The organism is Blautia sp. HCP3S3_D9 (assembly GCF_052063845.1).
Lineage (GTDB): Bacteria > Bacillota > Clostridia > Lachnospirales > Lachnospiraceae > Blautia_A.
Map to the genome: position 1 here is coordinate 1 of NZ_JBQHWS010000075.1, position 17,622 is coordinate 17,622.

General features: G+C 42.9%; 18 protein-coding genes. 17 read left to right on the plus strand and 1 reads right to left on the minus strand.

Translation table 11 applies throughout. The features are described from left to right. On the plus strand, nucleotides 1-159 hold a 159-nt coding region (locus ACTNES_RS13475), incomplete at its 5' end, for a S1 RNA-binding domain-containing protein (RefSeq protein WP_441039667.1). Between the two features lie 154 nt (nucleotides 160-313). Here ACTNES_RS13475 and ACTNES_RS13480 read toward each other — a convergent pair. Then, nucleotides 314-1,333, minus strand: coding sequence for a ribonuclease H-like domain-containing protein (locus ACTNES_RS13480; protein WP_441039654.1), 1,020 nt, complete (start codon nucleotides 1,331-1,333; stop codon nucleotides 314-316). Between the two features lie 135 nt (nucleotides 1,334-1,468). Here ACTNES_RS13480 and ACTNES_RS13485 point away from each other — a divergent pair, with 135 nt between their 5' ends. The 16 genes from ACTNES_RS13485 to ACTNES_RS13560 form a co-directional block, all read left to right on the plus strand. Further along, nucleotides 1,469-2,332, plus strand: coding sequence for a putative ABC transporter permease (locus ACTNES_RS13485; protein ID WP_291817729.1), 864 nt, complete (start codon nucleotides 1,469-1,471; stop codon nucleotides 2,330-2,332). Nucleotides 2,333-2,501: 169 nt separating this feature from the next. After that, entirely contained in the window at nucleotides 2,502-3,818 is a 1,317-nt protein-coding gene (gene rsxC, locus ACTNES_RS13490) for an electron transport complex subunit RsxC (protein WP_441039656.1), read from the plus strand. 15 nt (nucleotides 3,819-3,833) lie between these two features. Beyond that, nucleotides 3,834-4,811, plus strand: coding sequence for an RnfABCDGE type electron transport complex subunit D (locus ACTNES_RS13495; protein ID WP_216459937.1), 978 nt, complete (start codon nucleotides 3,834-3,836; stop codon nucleotides 4,809-4,811). Further along, nucleotides 4,808-5,413 carry an RnfABCDGE type electron transport complex subunit G gene (locus tag ACTNES_RS13500; protein ID WP_216459936.1) on the plus strand — a complete coding sequence of 202 codons (606 nt, stop codon included), beginning with the start codon at nucleotides 4,808-4,810 and terminating at the stop codon, nucleotides 5,411-5,413. Before ACTNES_RS13495 ends, ACTNES_RS13500 begins: the two co-directional genes overlap by 4 nt. Nucleotides 5,414-5,415: 2 nt before the next feature. Beyond that, complete coding sequence (rsxE, locus tag ACTNES_RS13505; RefSeq protein WP_441039659.1) at nucleotides 5,416-6,126, plus strand: electron transport complex subunit RsxE; 711 nt, start codon at nucleotides 5,416-5,418, stop codon at nucleotides 6,124-6,126. A gap of 6 nt (nucleotides 6,127-6,132) precedes the next feature. Beyond that, nucleotides 6,133-6,708: an electron transport complex subunit RsxA gene (gene rsxA / locus ACTNES_RS13510; protein ID WP_291817719.1), complete on the plus strand. Its 576-nt coding sequence runs from the start codon at nucleotides 6,133-6,135 to the stop codon at nucleotides 6,706-6,708. A 13-nt stretch (nucleotides 6,709-6,721) separates the two neighbouring features. Next, nucleotides 6,722-7,513 (plus strand): RnfABCDGE type electron transport complex subunit B, encoded by a 792-nt coding sequence (locus tag ACTNES_RS13515; protein ID WP_216459933.1) that lies wholly within the window; start codon nucleotides 6,722-6,724, stop codon nucleotides 7,511-7,513. 233 nt (nucleotides 7,514-7,746) lie between these two features. Continuing rightward, nucleotides 7,747-8,355: a Holliday junction branch migration protein RuvA gene (gene ruvA / locus ACTNES_RS13520; RefSeq protein WP_291807856.1), complete on the plus strand. Its 609-nt coding sequence runs from the start codon at nucleotides 7,747-7,749 to the stop codon at nucleotides 8,353-8,355. A gap of 145 nt (nucleotides 8,356-8,500) precedes the next feature. Further along, the gene (ruvB, locus tag ACTNES_RS13525) at nucleotides 8,501-9,505 is read left to right on the plus strand and encodes a Holliday junction branch migration DNA helicase RuvB (RefSeq protein WP_216459931.1); all 1,005 of its coding nucleotides are present in this window, start codon (nucleotides 8,501-8,503) and stop codon (nucleotides 9,503-9,505) included. Nucleotides 9,506-9,796: 291 nt separating this feature from the next. Then, complete coding sequence (gene zapA, locus ACTNES_RS13530) at nucleotides 9,797-10,225, plus strand: cell division protein ZapA (RefSeq protein WP_216459930.1); 429 nt, start codon at nucleotides 9,797-9,799, stop codon at nucleotides 10,223-10,225. A gap of 117 nt (nucleotides 10,226-10,342) precedes the next feature. Then, entirely contained in the window at nucleotides 10,343-12,550 is a 2,208-nt protein-coding gene (locus ACTNES_RS13535; protein ID WP_441039662.1) for a DUF3656 domain-containing U32 family peptidase, read from the plus strand. A 5-nt stretch (nucleotides 12,551-12,555) separates the two neighbouring features. Next, a complete protein-coding gene (locus ACTNES_RS13540; protein WP_216459928.1) occupies nucleotides 12,556-13,929 on the plus strand; it encodes an FtsW/RodA/SpoVE family cell cycle protein in 1,374 nt (457 codons plus the stop codon). Then, nucleotides 13,853-15,337: a peptidoglycan D,D-transpeptidase FtsI family protein gene (locus ACTNES_RS13545; protein WP_320813916.1), complete on the plus strand. Its 1,485-nt coding sequence runs from the start codon at nucleotides 13,853-13,855 to the stop codon at nucleotides 15,335-15,337. Before ACTNES_RS13540 ends, ACTNES_RS13545 begins: the two co-directional genes overlap by 77 nt. Nucleotides 15,338-15,753: 416 nt before the next feature. Beyond that, a complete protein-coding gene (locus ACTNES_RS13550) occupies nucleotides 15,754-16,209 on the plus strand; it encodes an NUDIX hydrolase (RefSeq protein ID WP_216459926.1) in 456 nt (151 codons plus the stop codon). 79 nt (nucleotides 16,210-16,288) lie between these two features. Then, complete coding sequence (locus ACTNES_RS13555) at nucleotides 16,289-16,621, plus strand: hypothetical protein (protein WP_300333743.1); 333 nt, start codon at nucleotides 16,289-16,291, stop codon at nucleotides 16,619-16,621. 4 nt (nucleotides 16,622-16,625) lie between these two features. Further along, nucleotides 16,626-17,622 (plus strand): DUF2953 domain-containing protein (locus ACTNES_RS13560; protein ID WP_441039665.1); only part of this gene is annotated, 997 nt, incomplete at its 3' end.

A 17,622-nucleotide genomic window follows, 5' to 3' on the forward strand; every position in this document is an offset into this window, starting at 1 on the left:
TCTCAGATTTCCAGAGAGCATGTTGCAAAACCATCAGACGTACTGTCAATCGGACAGGAAATCGAAGCTAAGGTTGTTGACTTCAACGGTGAAGACAAGAAGATCAGCCTGAGCATGAAAGCTCTCGAAGCACCAGCTGAAGAGAGCACAGAAGAATAATTCATAGAGAATATTTCTTGAGATAATAAATACCGCTATTTACAACTTTGAGCTGTAATAGCGGTGTTTTTATATTAAAAAATTGACTTTTCTAATAAGTAATAGAACGGTCTGACTAATATTATTGTAGAAAAAATATCAATGAGAATTTATATCATTTTAAATGCGCTAAAAGATACGGAAGAGTATGTTCCAGATACTGTTTTTGTATTTGCGGATTTTGCAGAAACTGTTCTGTACAATTGAACCATGTATAACAGGTATCTTTTGTGGCTGCTTTGCGGTGTTTCTTATCAATTCCGCTTCCAAGTGCTTTCGGAATAACGGTATCTTCATCTGGCAGATAGTAATAGTCTTTATAATTCTTATAATGCTGTTTCAGCCGTCCTTGTTCTGTCTGGACAATGAGCTTCACTTCTTTCTCTTTTCCTGTAATATAAAAAGTTCCATTTCCGTTAGAAAACTCAGCCGGAAGAGAGAAGAAGAGTTTTAGTACAAAAATAACATTTTCTTCATCTGCTTCCGCATATGTAACTTCATACTCCGAATCATAAATGCAAAGATACCCAAGCATTTCAAAAATCCTTCCCAGTCCCAGCACATCCTCCAAGTTATGTCCTAAGATCTCCTCAGCCACAAGAGAGTCTCTTTTCTTCATAAAATCTTTATAAAGCTGAATACATTCTTTACCATTGTTATAAATCCTGTCTTTAATTCCAAGAAATTCCTCCAGGCATGGCTGTTTCATGGCCGGAAGTTTCAAAAGTGTCTTCAAAGGTTTCAATGTCAGATACAGATCGAGAGAAGTTTTTCCCTCAAACGGAGATGGCAGACCATATTTTTCGTATCTCGCTTCCAGATAAGGCTGATCAAACCGTTCTCCATTGTAAGAAATTAACAAATCATACTGCTCCAGAAATTGTGAAAAAATTCTCAGAATTGTCTCTTCTTCCTTATCATTTTCCGCCATCCACTGGTAAAAATACCAAGTTTCATCTTCAATTCCAACAGCTCCGATAAGGTACAAAAATGTGGGTTTTCGGGACAATCCGGTGGTTTCTATGTCATAAAAAACAGGTGAAAAATTGTATTTTTGGAAGTATTTTCCGGTGAAAAATTTAACAGTTTCAAAGTCCGGAAACCCTTGTAAAATGGGCATTTTTTTAACAATCATGTTAATGTTTTTTCCTTTCCTAAATTGTATTTAATTATACACAAAAAATTAAAATTTGGGTAGTGCTTTTTTTCTGAAAATGGTTTATAGTATAACTGTAATTGAAAAAATTATACAAAAAAAGGAAGAAAAAGCATGTGGGATTTATCTATTTTGGGGATTGATTTTTATCACCTCATTAATTGGTTCATCATATACAGTTTCTTTGGCTGGGTGTGGGAGACCTGTTATGTGTCTGTAAAGAGCGGGAAATATGTAAACCGTGGCTTTATTAACGGACCGTTGTGTACGATATATGGATGTGGGGCAGTATCTGTCTATGTAATTCTGAGACCGGTCAGCGGGAATGTGTTATGGCTGTATGTTGGCGGTGTTGTTGTGGCAACTGCACTGGAATATGTAACTGCAGTATTGATGGAAACAATCTTCCATACGTCCTGGTGGGATTACAGTGAGAACAAATTCAATTTTCAGGGTCGTATCTGTCTGGGAGCTTCTCTTGGATGGGGTTTCTTCACAGTTCTTCTGTTTAAGGTACTTCACCCGATTGTGGAGTATATCGTTGCACTGTATCCGGTTTTCGTTGGGGAGATTGGAGTATGTGTGATAGGAATTGCCTATGTTGTGGACTTCGGTTTCTCAGCAGCAGCAGCTTTCCGTATTCAGGAGAAACTGCCGGTCATCGAGGCAGCTATGGAGCAGGCAAAGGACGAAATGCTTGTCAAGATGCACGAGAAGATCGCAGGTGTTGGATTTGCCAAAGAGGCTACTCTTGAGAGCGTAAAAGAACGTCTGGGAGATGTGGAAGTGCTGAAAGAGATGGAGCAGAAACGTGCTGCAGCTGTAGCTGAGATCAGTGCAGAACTTCAGAAGAAGAAAGAAGCTATGGCAGCAAAGGTTGGTCACAATATGCAGCGTTTCGTAAAAGCGTATCCAAACCTGAACCGTGGACACAAATTACATAATCTGAAGAATATCAGAAACAGAAAAGAAAAATAAGATATCAAAGATCGCTACTTAAATAAAGACAAAAGATCTGGATATAAAACGATTTACGAAAAAGCCAATCAAAAAGAGATGGAAAACAAAATCATGTTACTGAACGTACAAAAGAACAGTAACGATAAAAATACTCTTGAGATGCTTAATATAAAAAGGAGGGAACAAAATGGGAATTTTAACCTTTAAGGGTGGTGTTCATCCTTATGACGGAAAAGAATTATCCAAGAACAATCCGGTAACGAAATATCTGCCTAAGGGAGATATGGTATATCCTCTTTCACAGTATATCGGCGCACCGGCAGCACCGGTAGTTCAGAAAGGAGACCACGTGCTTGCAGGACAGAAGATTGCGGACGCTGCAGGCTTTGTCTCATCACCGATCCATGCATCTGTTTCCGGTACAGTAAAGGGAATCGAACCGAGACTGACAGCAACAGGATCCATGGTTAATTCTATTATCATTGAGAATGACCAGCAGTATGAAAGTGTGGAATTTACTCCTGCACGACTGGAGGATCTTTCAAAGGAAGAGATCCTGGCAAGAATTAAAGAAGGCGGAGTTGTGGGAATGGGCGGTGCAGGATTCCCGACACAGGTAAAACTTGCTCCGAAGGAACCGGACAAGATCGATCATATTCTTGTAAACGGTGCTGAGTGTGAACCGTATCTTACCAGCGATTACAGAAGAATGCTGGATGACTCTGAGAAGCTGATCGAGGGCTTAAGAGTTATGCTGAAGCTTTTTGACAATGCAAAGGGTTATATCTGTATTGAGGATAACAAGCCCGACTGTATTGCAAAGTTGAAAGAAATGGTAAAAGATATCCCGCGTATCGAAGTTGCAGAGCTGATGACCAAGTACCCACAGGGTGGTGAGCGCTTCCTGATCAAAGCTGTCACAGACAGAGAAATCAATTCAACTATGCTTCCGGCAGATGCAGGATGTGTTGTTGACAACGTAGATACCGTAATCGCTGTTTATGAAGCAGTTATCCTTGGAAAACCTGTTATGGATCGTATTGTAACAGTAACAGGACAGGGGATTAAGAATCCGCAGAACTTTGAAGTTCTTTCTGGAACAGATATGGCAGAGCTGATCGAGGCTGCCGGCGGACTGACAGACAATGTATCAAAAGTAATTTCCGGTGGTCCTATGATGGGATTCGCTATGTACGATACTCATGTACCATGTATCAAGACAAGTTCTGCCTGTCTCTGTCTGGAGAAGGACGATGTGGCAGATGCAGAACAGACTGCATGTATTAACTGTGGCAGATGCGTAGGAGTCTGTCCCGGCCATGTCATTCCTGCAAGACTTGCAACATTTGCAGAACATGGTGACATGGAGAGCTTCCAGAAATTTGATGGTATGGAGTGCTGCGAATGCGGCTGCTGCAGTTATATCTGCCCGGCGAAGCGTCCGTTGACCCAGATGATCAAATCTATGCGTAAGATGGTTCTGGCAAGCCGTAAGAAAAAGTAAAAGGGGGACATCATAATGGATCAGATGTTACATGTATCATCCAATCCCCATGTCCGGGATAAGATGACAACAAGCAAAATCATGCAGCTTGTGGTACTGGCGCTTCTGCCGACCACACTGTTTGGAATTTATAATTTTGGCGTTCGCGCCTTACTGGTAGTAGTAATTACCGTTGCTTCCAGTGTATTCTTTGAGTGGATCTATGATAAACTGATGCACAAGAAGAACACGATTACAGACTTCAGTGCAGTTGTTACAGGTTTATTACTTGCATTAAATATGCCTGCATCCATTCCGCTCTGGATGCCTGTACTTGGTAGTGCATTCGCGATTATCGTTGTAAAACAGCTCTTCGGTGGTCTGGGACAGAACTTCATGAACCCGGCACTTGCAGGAAGATGTTTCCTGATGATCTCTTTTGCGGGAAAGATGACAGATTTCGCAGTAAGTGACAACTTCAGAGGCGTAGTAGATACTGTTTCCGGTGCAACTCCTCTGGCAGCTCTGAAACAGAATGGATTTACAGATGGTTCTGTATCCGTATTACATATGTTTATCGGTGATATCCAGGGTACAATTGGTGAGACTTCAGCAATCGCGATCCTCATCGGTGCAGCAATCCTTCTGGTTTATAAAGTCATTGATCTTAAGATCCCGCTTACTTATATCGGATCTTTTGCAGTATTTGTAATCCTTTACATGCTTGGAACAGGCAAGGGATTTGATGTGAACTATCTGTTCAGCCATATCTTCGGCGGCGGTCTTATGCTTGGTGCATGGTTCATGGCTACAGACTATGTCACAACACCGATCACACCTAGAGGACAGTATGTATACGGTGTCTGTCTTGGTGTACTGACTGCAATCTTCCGTCTCTTCGGCGGTTCTGCAGAGGGTGTATCCTATGCGATTATTTTCTGCAACCTGTTAGTTCCAATGATCGAACGTGTGACTCGTCACCCGGCATTTGGGAAAGGGGGCAAAAAAGCATGAGTAACAGAATTATCAAAGATACGATCGCTATTACAGTGATCACACTGGTAGCAGGACTTGCCCTTGGTGTAGTCCAGGATATTACAGCTGACCCGATCGCAAAGCAGGAAGCACAGGCAAAACAGGACGCTTATAAAGCCGTTTTTGCAGATGCTGACAGCTTTGATGTCGTAGATGTAGACGCAGACGCACTGCAGTCTTATCTGGACGAAAACGGATATGCAGCGCAGTCTATTGATGAGACCATGCTTGCAAAAGATGCTTCCGGCAATGAACTGGGATATGCATTTACAGTAACCACTTCCGAAGGTTACGGCGGAGATATCCAGTTTGCAATGGGAATCATGGATGATGGAACTTTGAACGGAATTTCCATTCTTTCCATCGGTGAGACCGCAGGTCTTGGTATGAGAGCAAACACAGATGCATTTAAGGATCAGTTCAAAGATAAGAAAGTAGATAAATTTGAATATACAAAAACCGGTGCCACAGCAGACAATCAGATCGATGCGTTAAGTGGTGCCACAATCACAACGAATGCCATGACAAACGGTGTCAACGCCGGCTTATGTGCATTCCAGTATGAGAAAGGAGGAAACTAGTGATGAAACCAAACACACCTGCAGAACGTTTGTATAACGGAATCATCAAAGAAAATCCTACCTTTGTACTGATGCTTGGTATGTGTCCGACACTGGCCATCACCACATCTGCAACTAATGGTATCGGAATGGGACTTACTACAACAGTCATCCTTGCAGCATCCAACTTAATGATCTCTCTTCTGAGAAACTTTATTCCGGACAGAGTTCGTATGCCTGCATTTATCGTAGTTGTTGCTTCATTTGTAACAGTCGTACAGCTCCTTTTACAGGGATTTATCCCAAGTCTGTATGATTCACTTGGAATTTATATTCCGCTGATCGTAGTTAACTGTATCATCCTTGGCCGTGCAGAAGCATATGCATCCAAGAATAAACCGATCGCGTCTTTATTTGACGGTCTTGGTATGGGCCTTGGATTTACCTTAAGTATTACCTGTATCGGTGCAGTACGTGAGCTGATCGGTGCCGGATCTATTTTCGGACATCAGATTCTTCCTCTGGCAGATGCTGCAGCAGGTAAAGCCGGTTATGAGCCGATCACTATCTTTATCCTCGCACCTGGAGCATTCTTTGTTCTGGCAGCACTTTCTGCATTACAGAACAAATTTAAACTTGGTGCAGCCAAACGTGGCATTGACCCGAGTAATCCTGACTGCGGCGGAAGCTGTGCAGCCTGCGGCAATACCATGTGCAAGAGAAAAAGGGGGTAATGGATTATGAAAGAACTTTTGATCATACTTGTAAGCTCAGCGATCGTAAATAACGTAGTCCTCAGCCAGTTCCTTGGTCTTTGTCCTTTCCTTGGTGTTTCCAAGAGTGTAGAGACAGCAGCCGGCATGGGCGGTGCGATCATCTTCGTTATCACACTGTCATCTTTTGTGACAGGTATTATTTACAATGCTATTCTCGTTCCTACAAACCTGACTTATCTGCAGACCATCGTATTCATCCTGCTGATCGCAGCGCTGGTACAGTTTGTAGAGATGTTCCTGAAGAAAGCAATGCCTTCTCTGTATCGGGCACTTGGTGTGTATCTTCCTCTGATCACAACAAACTGTGCAGTTCTCGGTGTTGCCCTTACAAACGTACAGAAAGGTTATAACGTACTTCAGGGAACAATTAACGGATTTGCAACAGCAGTCGGCTTTACCATTTCTATCGTGCTGATGGCTGGTATCCGTGAGAAAATCGCATACAATGACATTCCAAAATCCTTCCAGGGATTCCCTACAGTTCTGCTGACAGCCGGACTGATGGCAATTGCCTTCTTCGGATTTTCAGGACTGATTTAAGGAGGGGACTGGTATGAATATAGGAGCAATTATCGCGGCAACTGTACTGGTTGCGGCAGTCGGTCTTTTTATCGGTATTTTCCTCGGAGTAGCTGGTAACAAATTTGCAGTAGAAGTAGATGAGAAGGAAGTTGCAGTCCGTGAAGCACTTCCTGGAAATAACTGCGGTGGCTGTGGTTACCCTGGCTGTGATGGTCTGGCAGCAGCGATTGCCAAAGGCGAAGCGCCTGTAAACGGATGTCCTGTAGGCGGTGAACCTGTTGGAAAAGTGATCGCAGCGATCATGGGACAGGAAGTTGTTGAGACAGCCCGTCAGGTTGCATATGTAAAATGTGCAGGTACCTGTGAGAAAACAAAAGACAACTATGAATATACAGGCGTAGAAGATTGTGAAATGATGGCGTTCATTCCTGGCGGCGGAGCAAAGGCCTGCGGATTTGGATGTCTCGGATTCGGAAGCTGCGTAAAAGCCTGTCCATTCGGCGCAATTGATGTAGTAAATGGTGTGGCAGTCGTTGACAAAGAGGCATGTAAGGCCTGTGGTAAATGTGTAGCGAAATGTCCGAAGCACCTGATCGAGCTTGTTCCGTATGACCAGACTACATTCGTACAGTGCAGCTCTCATGCGAAAGGTAAAGCTGTTACATCTGCCTGCGAAGTTGGATGTATCGGATGTAAGAAATGTGAGAAGACCTGTCCGAATGGTGCAATCACAGTTGATAACTTCTGTGCTCATGTAGATTACAGTAAATGTACAAACTGCGGAGCATGTAAAGAAGCCTGCCCGAGACACATTATTCAGTAAAACTAAAGATAGAAATACGAAAAACTGCTGTGTGGGGAAACCTGGATGGCAGTTTTTTAGTGATTAAAACGAAGTGAACAGTAATCCTTTTCTTGAGAAACTTATCTGGAATATTCGAATATATGTTTGCACTCTGATGTAGGATGTGTTATGATGGTTCAGAAGTGATGGTCACTGGAGGCAGTAATATATGAACAGTAACCATTAATGCAATAGAAACCGGAGGAGATATCATGATCGCATTTGTTCATGGAACGGCAGTAGATATGACAGAAAACTCTGTCATTGTTGAGGCGGGCGGAATCGGATATGATATATATATGACAGGTACGGATCTCTCTAACATCCATATGGGCGAGGAAGTGAAGATCCATACTTATTTTAGTGTAAGAGAAGATGCCATGAAATTATATGGTTTCAGATCCAAGGATGATCTACAGATGTTTAAGCTGCTTCTGGGAGTAAATGGAGTAGGACCGAAGGCGGCAGTTGGCGTTCTGGCAGGGATCACAGCAGATGAACTGAGATTTGCAATTCTTTCAGATGACGTGAAGACTCTGTCCAAGGCTCCAGGTATCGGTAAGAAGACGGCACAGAAGTTGATTCTTGAGCTGAAAGACAAGATGAAGCTTGAGGATGCATTTGAACTGAAACTGGCACATGAGCAGGAGAAAGCTGTAGCAGGGCTTGGAGAGATATCAGATGGCAGACAGGAAGCAGTAGAGGCGTTGGTTGCTTTGGGATATAGCAGCACAGATGCACTTCGTGCAGTGCGTAAGGTTACAGATGTGGCTCCGGATGATGTAGAGGGATTGTTGAAAGCTGCATTAAAAAATTTCTGATATAACAAAAGCGCGTGTGCAGCGAAGCAGATGCAATGATTTTGTTATTAAAAGGGAATATAAGTTGTCTGTATTTGAGCAAAAAAGTACAGATATATCTGGATATAGAAAAACAGGTTAGTGAAAGGCCAGGAGTAATTATTAAATGGACAAACGTATTATAACTACAGATGTCACAGAGGAGGATTTTTCTCTGGAGGGAAATCTCCGTCCTCAGACTCTGGATGATTACATTGGTCAGGAGAAGACCAAGAGTACTTTAAAAGTATATATAGAAGCTGCCAAACAGCGACATGATGCGTTGGATCATGTACTGTTTTATGGCCCTCCAGGACTTGGAAAAACAACACTTTCCGGGATTATTGCCAATGAGATGGGCGTTCATATGAAAGTGACTTCCGGGCCGGCCATTGAGAAGCCGGGAGAGATGGCGGCAATTCTGAATAATCTGCAGGAGGGTGACATTCTGTTTGTGGATGAAATCCATCGTCTGAACAGACAGGTAGAGGAGGTTCTTTATCCTGCAATGGAAGACTACGCCATAGACATTATGATCGGAAAGGGTGCATCAGCCAGATCCATCCGTCTGGATCTGCCGAAATTTACTTTAGTAGGGGCTACAACGAGAGCTGGTCTTTTGTCTGCACCGCTTCGTGACCGTTTTGGCGTGATGCACCATCTGGAGTTTTATACACATGATGAATTGAAGACTATCATTATCCGTTCTGCACAGGTTCTGGGCGTGGAGATTGATGAGAAGGGTGCGGCAGAGATTGCCAAGAGATCCAGAGGAACTCCACGACTGGCAAATCGTCTCCTGAAGAGAGTACGTGATTTTGCCCAGGTAAAATATGACGGCAGGATTACTTATGATGTAGCATGTTTTGCATTGAATCTGCTGGAAGTGGATCAGTATGGTCTTGATAAAATCGACCGCAGGATCCTGCAAACAATGATCGTAAACTTTCAGGGAGGTCCTGTAGGACTGGAGACTCTGGCAGCGGCGATCGGTGAGGATTCAGGGACGCTTGAGGATGTATATGAGCCTTATCTGCTCCAGAATGGTTTTCTGAATCGCACCCCTCGTGGACGAATGGCATCTACTCTTGCATATGAGCATCTGGGATATCCGATGCCGGAGAAAAATTAAAAAGTAAAACTTTTTTAAAAATTCCTATACATTTCGACCGCTTTCGAGTATAATGAAATAAATGTCCGGAATTCTCAGCACATAAGGAAACGGATTGAAACTGATTTTGTTATTGTAAATATTGAGAACAATAACAGGATCATAAAGAAAAATAGAGTGTTACTGCAGGCAGAAGAACTTTTGCGGAATATTCTTCAAAAGGATATAAATTTGTGACATACAGACTGGAATTAAAGAATCAGTGCAAAGTACTGCGAAACAGTAATAATAAGATACAGGAGGCTCGTACGGATGGCGGTCAAAAATACAGCAAAGGTAATCATAGGAGGTAAGATTATTACGCTGGGAGGTTATGAATCGGAAGAATATTTCCAGAAAGTAGCATCCTATATAAATAAAAAGATGGATGAATTAAGTGGTATGCCAGGTTACAGCAGACAGCCGATGGAGACCAAGCATACACTTCTCAGCCTGAATATCACAGACGATTATTTCAAGGCTAAGAAACAGGCGGAGGTTTTTGAACAGGATTTACAGCAGAAGGATCAGGAGATGTACAATCTGAAACACGAACTGATTTCTCTTCGTATGCAGATAGAAGAAGTACAGAAGCATGAACAGGAATTGACCGAACAGAAGAACCTTCTGGCAGGAAAAAATGATGAACTGGAAAAGCAGAACAATGAGCTGGAGAAACAGATTGATGAACTGCTGAAATAATAAGAGGGGGGATTACTTCGGTGATTTCCCCTTTATGATTATAGCTGAATGCGGATGTTTTTATTCGCTTGACACAAATACGGATGATGTTATTCGTTTTATATGAGAGGTATATGAGTGAGAAGAGATGAGATAGAATTGTTGGCACCTGCCGGATCGTATGAAGGATTTGAAGCTGCCATTGGTGCAGGGGCAGATGCAGTCTACGTAGGAGGAGCAGCATTTGGAGCAAGAGCATACGCGAAGAATTTTGGAGAAGAAGAACTTCTCCGTGCGATTGACACTGCCCACATTCATGGAAAGAAACTTTACCTGACTGTCAATACGCTTCTTAAGAACAGAGAACTTTCGGAGCAGCTTTATGAATATCTGCTTCCGTATTATAAAGCCGGACTGGATGCAGTGATCGTTCAGGATATGGGAGTATTCCGGACAGTCAGAGAGCTGTTCCCGGGAATGCACATTCATGCCAGCACGCAGATGACAGTGACAGGTCCAGAAGGTATGAAATTTCTGGAAGAGCAGGGAGCTTCCCGCGTAGTAACTGCCAGAGAACTTTCCCTTGAAGAAATCCGGGGAATGCATGAGACAAGCCCTATAGAGATAGAATCTTTTATCCATGGTGCGTTGTGCTACAGTTATTCCGGACAATGTCTGATGAGCAGTATTCTGGGAGGCAGAAGCGGAAACAGAGGGCGTTGTGCCCAGCCATGCCGCCTGCCATATCAGATTGTATTATGTGGAGAGAGGAAGACAGCAGGACAGCAAAAGAGAAATCCGGGAAAAGGAAAAAAAGAGGTATGTCCGCTGAGCCTGAAGGATATTTCTACAATAGAAATTTTACCGCAGATTCTGGATGCAGGAGTGACATCTCTGAAGATAGAGGGAAGAATGAAACAGCCGGGATATACGGCAGGGGTAACTTCTGTATACAGGAAATATTTGGATCTTCTTTTTGAAGAGGGCGCAGAGAATTATAGAGTGTCGGAGAGAGACAGACAGTATCTGCTGGATCTGTTTAACAGAGGCGGTTCCTGTACAGGATATTACCAGATGCAGAACGGTCCTTCCATGATGGCATTTACAAATGAGAAGAAAACTGGTGACATTACACCTGTACTGATAAAGAAGAAAGAGAAATTGCAGGGAACGCTGATCCTGTTTCCGGGAAGTCCGGTAATACTGGATGTATCCTGCCGGGGAATTCATGGATCTGCATCTGTAGGAGAAGTACAGTATGCGCAGAACCAGCCCCTGACAGAGGAACGTGTCCGTTCGCAGATGGAGAAGCTTGGGAATACAGAGTATGAATGGGAAAGTCTGGAGATTCAGATGGATGAGAGCATTTTTATCCCGATGAAGATTCTGAACGAGGCGCGCAGACAGGCTCTGGAAGCACTGGAGGAAGAAATCCTCAAAACATACAGAAGGGAAGAAGTAAAGCAGGAAAAAGACATAGAATTGTGTGCACAGCAGTACAATTCTGGCAAAAAACAAAAAAATCTTCCGATTTATGTATCTTGTGAAGAAAAAGAAACAGCACTTGCGTTATATAAAAGTGAAGGGATACAGGGAATGTACCTGAATGCAGATGCAATGGAAGCCTGTCTTGATGAAGGGGTAGACAGAGGAATAGAGATGTATCTGTCACTTCCACATATTATGCGAGACGGGATGCCCAAAGAGCTTGAGACGCGGATTCAGGAATGGCTGGACAGAGGCATGCATGGATTTCTTGTAAGAAATCTGGAAACATTTGCAATTCTGAGTAAGGCTGGACTGGCGGACAAATGTGTGCTGGATCACAATATGTACACTTGGAATAATGAAGCAGTTAAGTTCTGGGAGGAACAGAAGATTATGCGAAATACTGTGCCGTTTGAACTGAATGAAGGAGAAATCCGGCACAGGGATAATCGAAACAGCGAAATGATCATTTATGGTTATCTGCCGCTGATGTTATCTGCTCAATGTGTGCATAAGAATGTTTATGGGTGTAATCATAAGGAAGAGTGGGTAACATTAAAAGACCGTTATGATAAGGAATTTACAGCAAAATGTGTCTGTGATCCCTGGAAAATGGAAAATACAAATACCCACATTCCCTGCTATAATATCATTTACAACAGTATCCCTTATGGCCTGCTGAAAGAGAAACCACAGATAGATAAGCTTGGAATTTCTTCTCTGAGACTTGCATTTACGATTGAGAAACCACAGGATGCAGTAAAGATTTATGAAGAGTTCCGAAATGTTTATCAGAAGGGGGAGAATCCTCCGAAGCGGGAATACACAAAGGGACATTTTAAAAGAGGAGCCGAGTAAGGCATATGATTAATGTAATTGTAGAATTATCCAAGTATGTGATCCTTACCCTGATGGTAATTTATACATTTCACTGCTTTTATCTTGTGAAGCAGCAGAGTGAGGAAGAGAGAAACGAATCGCTGCGGCAGCAGCTGATGCTGATCTTTTTTATGGATTTCACTGCGTTTCTGGTCATTTACCTGAAGACTGGTAAGTTTCAGGTCATCCTGTTCTATGCAGAGATGATGGCGTTTTTTGCGGGAATCCAGATTCTGTACAGAATTTTGTATAAGAAAGCATCTATTTTACTGCTCAATAATATGTGTATGCTTCTCAGCGTTGGATTTATTATGCTGTGCAGACTGGATGTGTCTACGGCAACCAGGCAGCTGGTGATCGTAGCTGGTGTGAATGCAGTAGCACTTGTTGTTCCTGTTCTGATCAGGAAGATGAAATTTCTCAAGGATCTGACATGGATTTATGCAGGTCTGGGAATTGTTCTGCTGGCAGCAGTACTTGTGCTTGCACAGACAAGCTATGGTGCAAAGCTTTCCCTAATGGGTATTCAGCCTTCAGAAGCGATCAAGATTACGTTTGTGTTCTTTATGGCGGCATTATTGAGAAATGGAGCTGATTTTTCAAAAGTAGTTCAGGCTACTATAGTGGCCGGGCTTCATGTAGGTATCCTGGTGCTTTCCAGAGACCTTGGAAGTGCCGTGATCTTTTTTGCAGCGTATCTGGTGATGATTTATGTGGCATCCAAGAATGTAGGATATCTGGCGCTTGGTCTTGCCGGTGGTTCTGCTGGAGCTGTTGTGGCATATCATTTATTTGCACATGTGCGTCAGAGAGTAACTGCATGGAAGGATCCTATGGCAGTTTACCAGAATGAAGGTTATCAGATTGTTCAGTCATTGTTTGCGATCGGAACCGGCGGATGGTTTGGAATGGGCTTGTGCCAGGGTTCTCCTGAGAAGATCCCTGTTGTTAAGAATGACTTTATATTTAGTGCCATTTGCGAGGAACTGGGATGTATTTTTGCCATATGTCTGATTCTTGTGTGCATGAATTTCTTTCTGATGATCGTAAATATTGCGCTTAAGATAAAGAAGCCGTTTTATAAACTGATCGCACTTGGGCTTGGCACGGAATATGCATTTCAGGTGTTTCTGACCATTGGTGGTGCGACGAAGTTTATCCCTATGACAGGTGTAACCCTTCCGCTGGTCAGCTATGGAGGAAGTTCAGTGGCGAGTACCGTGCTGATGCTGGCAATTATTCAGGGACTGTATATTTTGAGAGAAGACGAGGACGAAGAAATTGAGAGATATCGAAGAAAGGAAGCAGCGCAAAGAGCTCAGGAAGCGTCAGAAGCGCAAGGCTCAGGAAATTTCTAAAAAAAGAAGACCACGTAACCGGGAATATACGCTGGTATCCTGCTTTTTTGTGCTGATCTTTGTCAGCATGATCGGATATCTGGTTTATTTTAACTATGCCAAGAGCGAAGATTTCATTAATAGTCCATATAATACCAGACAGGATACTTTTTCAGACAGGGTTGTGCGAGGCAAGATCGTATCTGCAGATGATCAGGTGCTTGCACAGACGAATGTTTATGAAGATGGAACTGAGGAGCGTACTTATCCGTATGCAAATATGTTTGCGCACGTAGTGGGATATGATACCAATGGAAAGAGCGGCCTGGAATCAGAAGCAAACTTTCAGCTGCTTACATCTCATGAATTCTTTTTGAATCAGATGAAGAATGAGTTTAAGAATCAGAAGAATACAGGAGATACGATCGTGACTACTTTAAACGCGGACCTTCAGACGACGGCATATAATGCGTTAGGAGACAGGAGAGGTGCAGTAGTTGCCATAGAGCCCTCTACCGGTAAGATTTTGGTAGAATTAAGCAAACCGGATTTTGATCCGAATACTATTTCCGAGAACTGGGATACACTGGTCAATGATTCCAATGACAGCAGCCTGCTTAACAGGGCGACTAATGGTGCATATCCACCGGGTTCTACTTTTAAAGTGGTAACTGCACTTGATTATTTCAGGACTAAGGGAAGCCTGGAGGGATTCTCTTATCTCTGCGAGGGAAGCATCACGACAGAGGATCACACGATCCGATGCTATGGTGGAACGGTTCATGGTCAGGAGGACTTTTACAGTGCATTTGCTAATTCCTGTAACAGTGCCTTTGCAGAGATTGGAACCATGGTCGGAGGAACTTCACTGAGAAAGACTGCAGAGGATCTTTTGTTTAACAAGAGCCTGCCTCTTACTTCTTATAAGAAGAGTACTTTTACACTGACTGGAAAATCTTCAGTTGCAGAGGTGATGCAGACTGCTATCGGACAGGGAAATACACTGGTGTCACCAATGCATATGGCACTGATCACCAGTGCGATCGCCAATGGTGGAGAACTGATGAAGCCGTATCTGATCGATTCTGTAGTTAGTTCAGATGGAGAAACTGTTAAGACAACACAGCCTGAGAGTTATAAGAAGCTGATGACTACCAACGAAGCAAATATTCTTGGTAAGCTGATGAAAGGCGTTGTTGAGAATGGTACTGCATCTGCGCTCAACGGAAGAGGATATACAGTAGCCGGAAAGACGGGTTCTGCGGAATTTGACGAGAACGGTTCCAGCCATTCCTGGTTTATTGGATATTCTAATGTGGATAATCCTGACCTTGTAGTTGCCATTATTGTTGAGAATGGTGGTACAGGAAGCGAAGCGGCAGTGCCGATCGCAGGTCAGATTTTTGATGCCTATTATTTTGATAATTAATAAAAAAATGTCCGGTTTTATGAGGATACAATAGGAGTATCTCTGAACCGGACATTTTTGCGAAATATTTTGGCTGTCGTCAACATATTTCATGATGTATAGTAATGTGCTTTGTGAGTTACTGTTCACAGGTAATATTCCGCGAGGTGTTTTTTGTGAGCGAAGGTCACCTACAGGACCTGCCACTGGCAGCTCCCTACGGATGCATGGCAACAGGAAACCCGAGACATACCGCGCGAATTTATGCGATTAGCATAAATTTTGTGCATCGCGAAGCGTGTTACTGGGCACGGAGTGAACAGTAACCTTTGTGACGTTTAATGTAACGATTTGTTATTTACGGGTTGCGGGTTTTGCGAAAAAGAGGTATACTATACTCAGTTTTTAATACCACGCAACACAGGAGGGATTGCATTATGATAGAAGCAACGAGCTGTGGCGGTGTGGTAATTCATCGGGGTAAGATTCTTACATTGTATAAATCTTACAGGAACCGTTATGAGGGCTGGGTATTACCGAAGGGAACTGTGGAGCCAGGTGAAACGCATGAACAGACGGCATTACGGGAAGTGATGGAAGAGGCTGGAGTGCGGGCGACCATTGTGAAATATATCGGAAAGAGCCAATATAACTTTACCGTTCCGGAGGACGTGGTTTCCAAAGAGGTACACTGGTATCTGATGACTGCGGATAATTATCATAGTAAGCCCCAAAGAGAAGAGTTCTTTGTGGATTCCGGGTATTATAAGTACCATGAGATTTATCATCTGTTGAGATTTTCCAATGAGAAGCAGATTGTAGAGCGTGCTTATCAGGAATATCTGGAGATGAGAAGTAATGGACTCTGGGGAAAACAGCATAAGTATTATTAACGAGGACAGGGCTGTGTTTTTTGACGCAGCCCGGTTTAATTTCAGAGAAAAAAGGGAATACTTTTGAAATACAGGAAGAATGGAAACGGGAGAGTGTAAGATGCTGGTCTGGCAGGAGAATTTTTTAACAGGAGAATCTGTAAAGAATCCCAACAAAATCAAAAAGAAATTAAATAATGGAAAGCTAGTGCCGGGCATTTATCTTCTTACGTTATCAGAGAATCCGTCGAATCTGATGGATATTATTCCGGCAGCAATGCTGATCCAGAAGAGTTTCTATGGAATCTGCCCTAAGATTATAGGAATGGCAAAGGGGAAGGATGAAGCTCTGGAAATGGTACGAAGTCTGATCGATGAAATGTATACAGAGACAGGTACTTTTGCAACAGCTGAATATATAGAAAACAGGTGAGAATATGCTACATATTTTATGGCTGATCCTTAAGTTTATATTGATCGTACTGGGGATTGTGTTGGGGCTTTTTTTACTGGCAGTCCTGCTTGTTCTATTCTGTCCTGTCAGATATAAGGTATCAGCTGTTAAAACAGAAGATGACTGGAAACAGATAGAAGGGGAAGGCGTTGTAAGCTGGCTTTTTCATGGAATTTCCCTGAGCGCCAGATGGCAGGAACAGAAGATGGAATTCTCTTTCCATTTATTTGGAATTCCGATAAGTAAGTTATTGAAGAAGCGCCGGGCAAAGAAAGAAGCCGCACAGGAGAAACCCCGTCAGAGAAATGCAAAAAAAGAGAAGCAGACAGAGCTGGCTGAGAAAGCAGAACAGAAAATTGAAACTGCAACAGAAGCACATTCTGAATCAGAGGAGTGCGGACAGAGTTCTGAACAGGGGGATTCCGGGAAACAGACATCTGTGCAGCAGGAAGAGAAAAAAGAAACAGATGTGCCGAAGCCGACAGTCGAAGAGATTGACAGACCGAAGACGGATGAGCTTGTTTCAGAAGAAACTGTACAGACTGAGTCATCAAAAACAGATTCTGTCGAAGCTTCTTCTCAGAAACAGTTCTTTATAAAAAAGATTTATAATAAGATCAGGAGACTGATTAAAAGCATTCAGGCAAAACTTCGCAGGATTCGCAGAACTTTTGATAAGATCAGAAGTCAGGCATCCTGGTGGAGGGCGTTTCTTATACATCCAAGAGTAAAAGCTGCCAAAGATCTTGTATGGAAACATGCAAAATTTCTGCTGAAGCATATTTTTCCTACCAGGATAGAAGGACAGATTACTTTTTCCTTCGAAGATCCTGCACTGACAGGAACAGCACTTGCTGTATTGGGGATGACGATTCCATTTCATAAGAACTGTGTGCAGATCAATCCCCGTTTTGACGGAGAGAACTATCTGCAGGGAAACATCAGGGCAAAAGGCAGAATTTATGGATTTGTATTTGTAC

Bases quoted from the DNA above. Each gene is read 5' to 3' on its own strand.
- zapA (WP_216459930.1), top strand. From the start codon at position 9,797: ATGGCGGTCAAAAATACAGCAAAGGTAATCATAGGAGGTAAGATTATT.
- ACTNES_RS13555 (WP_300333743.1), top strand. From the start codon at position 16,289: ATGGAAACGGGAGAGTGTAAGATGCTGGTCTGGCAGGAGAATTTTTTA.
- rsxA (WP_291817719.1), top strand. From the start codon at position 6,133: ATGAAAGAACTTTTGATCATACTTGTAAGCTCAGCGATCGTAAATAAC.
- ACTNES_RS13495 (WP_216459937.1), top strand. From the start codon at position 3,834: ATGGATCAGATGTTACATGTATCATCCAATCCCCATGTCCGGGATAAG.
- rsxE (WP_441039659.1), top strand. From the start codon at position 5,416: ATGAAACCAAACACACCTGCAGAACGTTTGTATAACGGAATCATCAAA.
- ACTNES_RS13485 (WP_291817729.1), top strand. From the start codon at position 1,469: ATGTGGGATTTATCTATTTTGGGGATTGATTTTTATCACCTCATTAAT.
- ACTNES_RS13480 (WP_441039654.1), bottom strand. From the start codon at position 1,333: ATGATTGTTAAAAAAATGCCCATTTTACAAGGGTTTCCGGACTTTGAA.
- ACTNES_RS13500 (WP_216459936.1), top strand. From the start codon at position 4,808: ATGAGTAACAGAATTATCAAAGATACGATCGCTATTACAGTGATCACA.
- ACTNES_RS13540 (WP_216459928.1), top strand. From the start codon at position 12,556: ATGATTAATGTAATTGTAGAATTATCCAAGTATGTGATCCTTACCCTG.
- ruvA (WP_291807856.1), top strand. From the start codon at position 7,747: ATGATCGCATTTGTTCATGGAACGGCAGTAGATATGACAGAAAACTCT.
- ACTNES_RS13515 (WP_216459933.1), top strand. From the start codon at position 6,722: ATGAATATAGGAGCAATTATCGCGGCAACTGTACTGGTTGCGGCAGTC.
- rsxC (WP_441039656.1), top strand. From the start codon at position 2,502: ATGGGAATTTTAACCTTTAAGGGTGGTGTTCATCCTTATGACGGAAAA.
- ACTNES_RS13550 (WP_216459926.1), top strand. From the start codon at position 15,754: ATGATAGAAGCAACGAGCTGTGGCGGTGTGGTAATTCATCGGGGTAAG.
- ruvB (WP_216459931.1), top strand. From the start codon at position 8,501: ATGGACAAACGTATTATAACTACAGATGTCACAGAGGAGGATTTTTCT.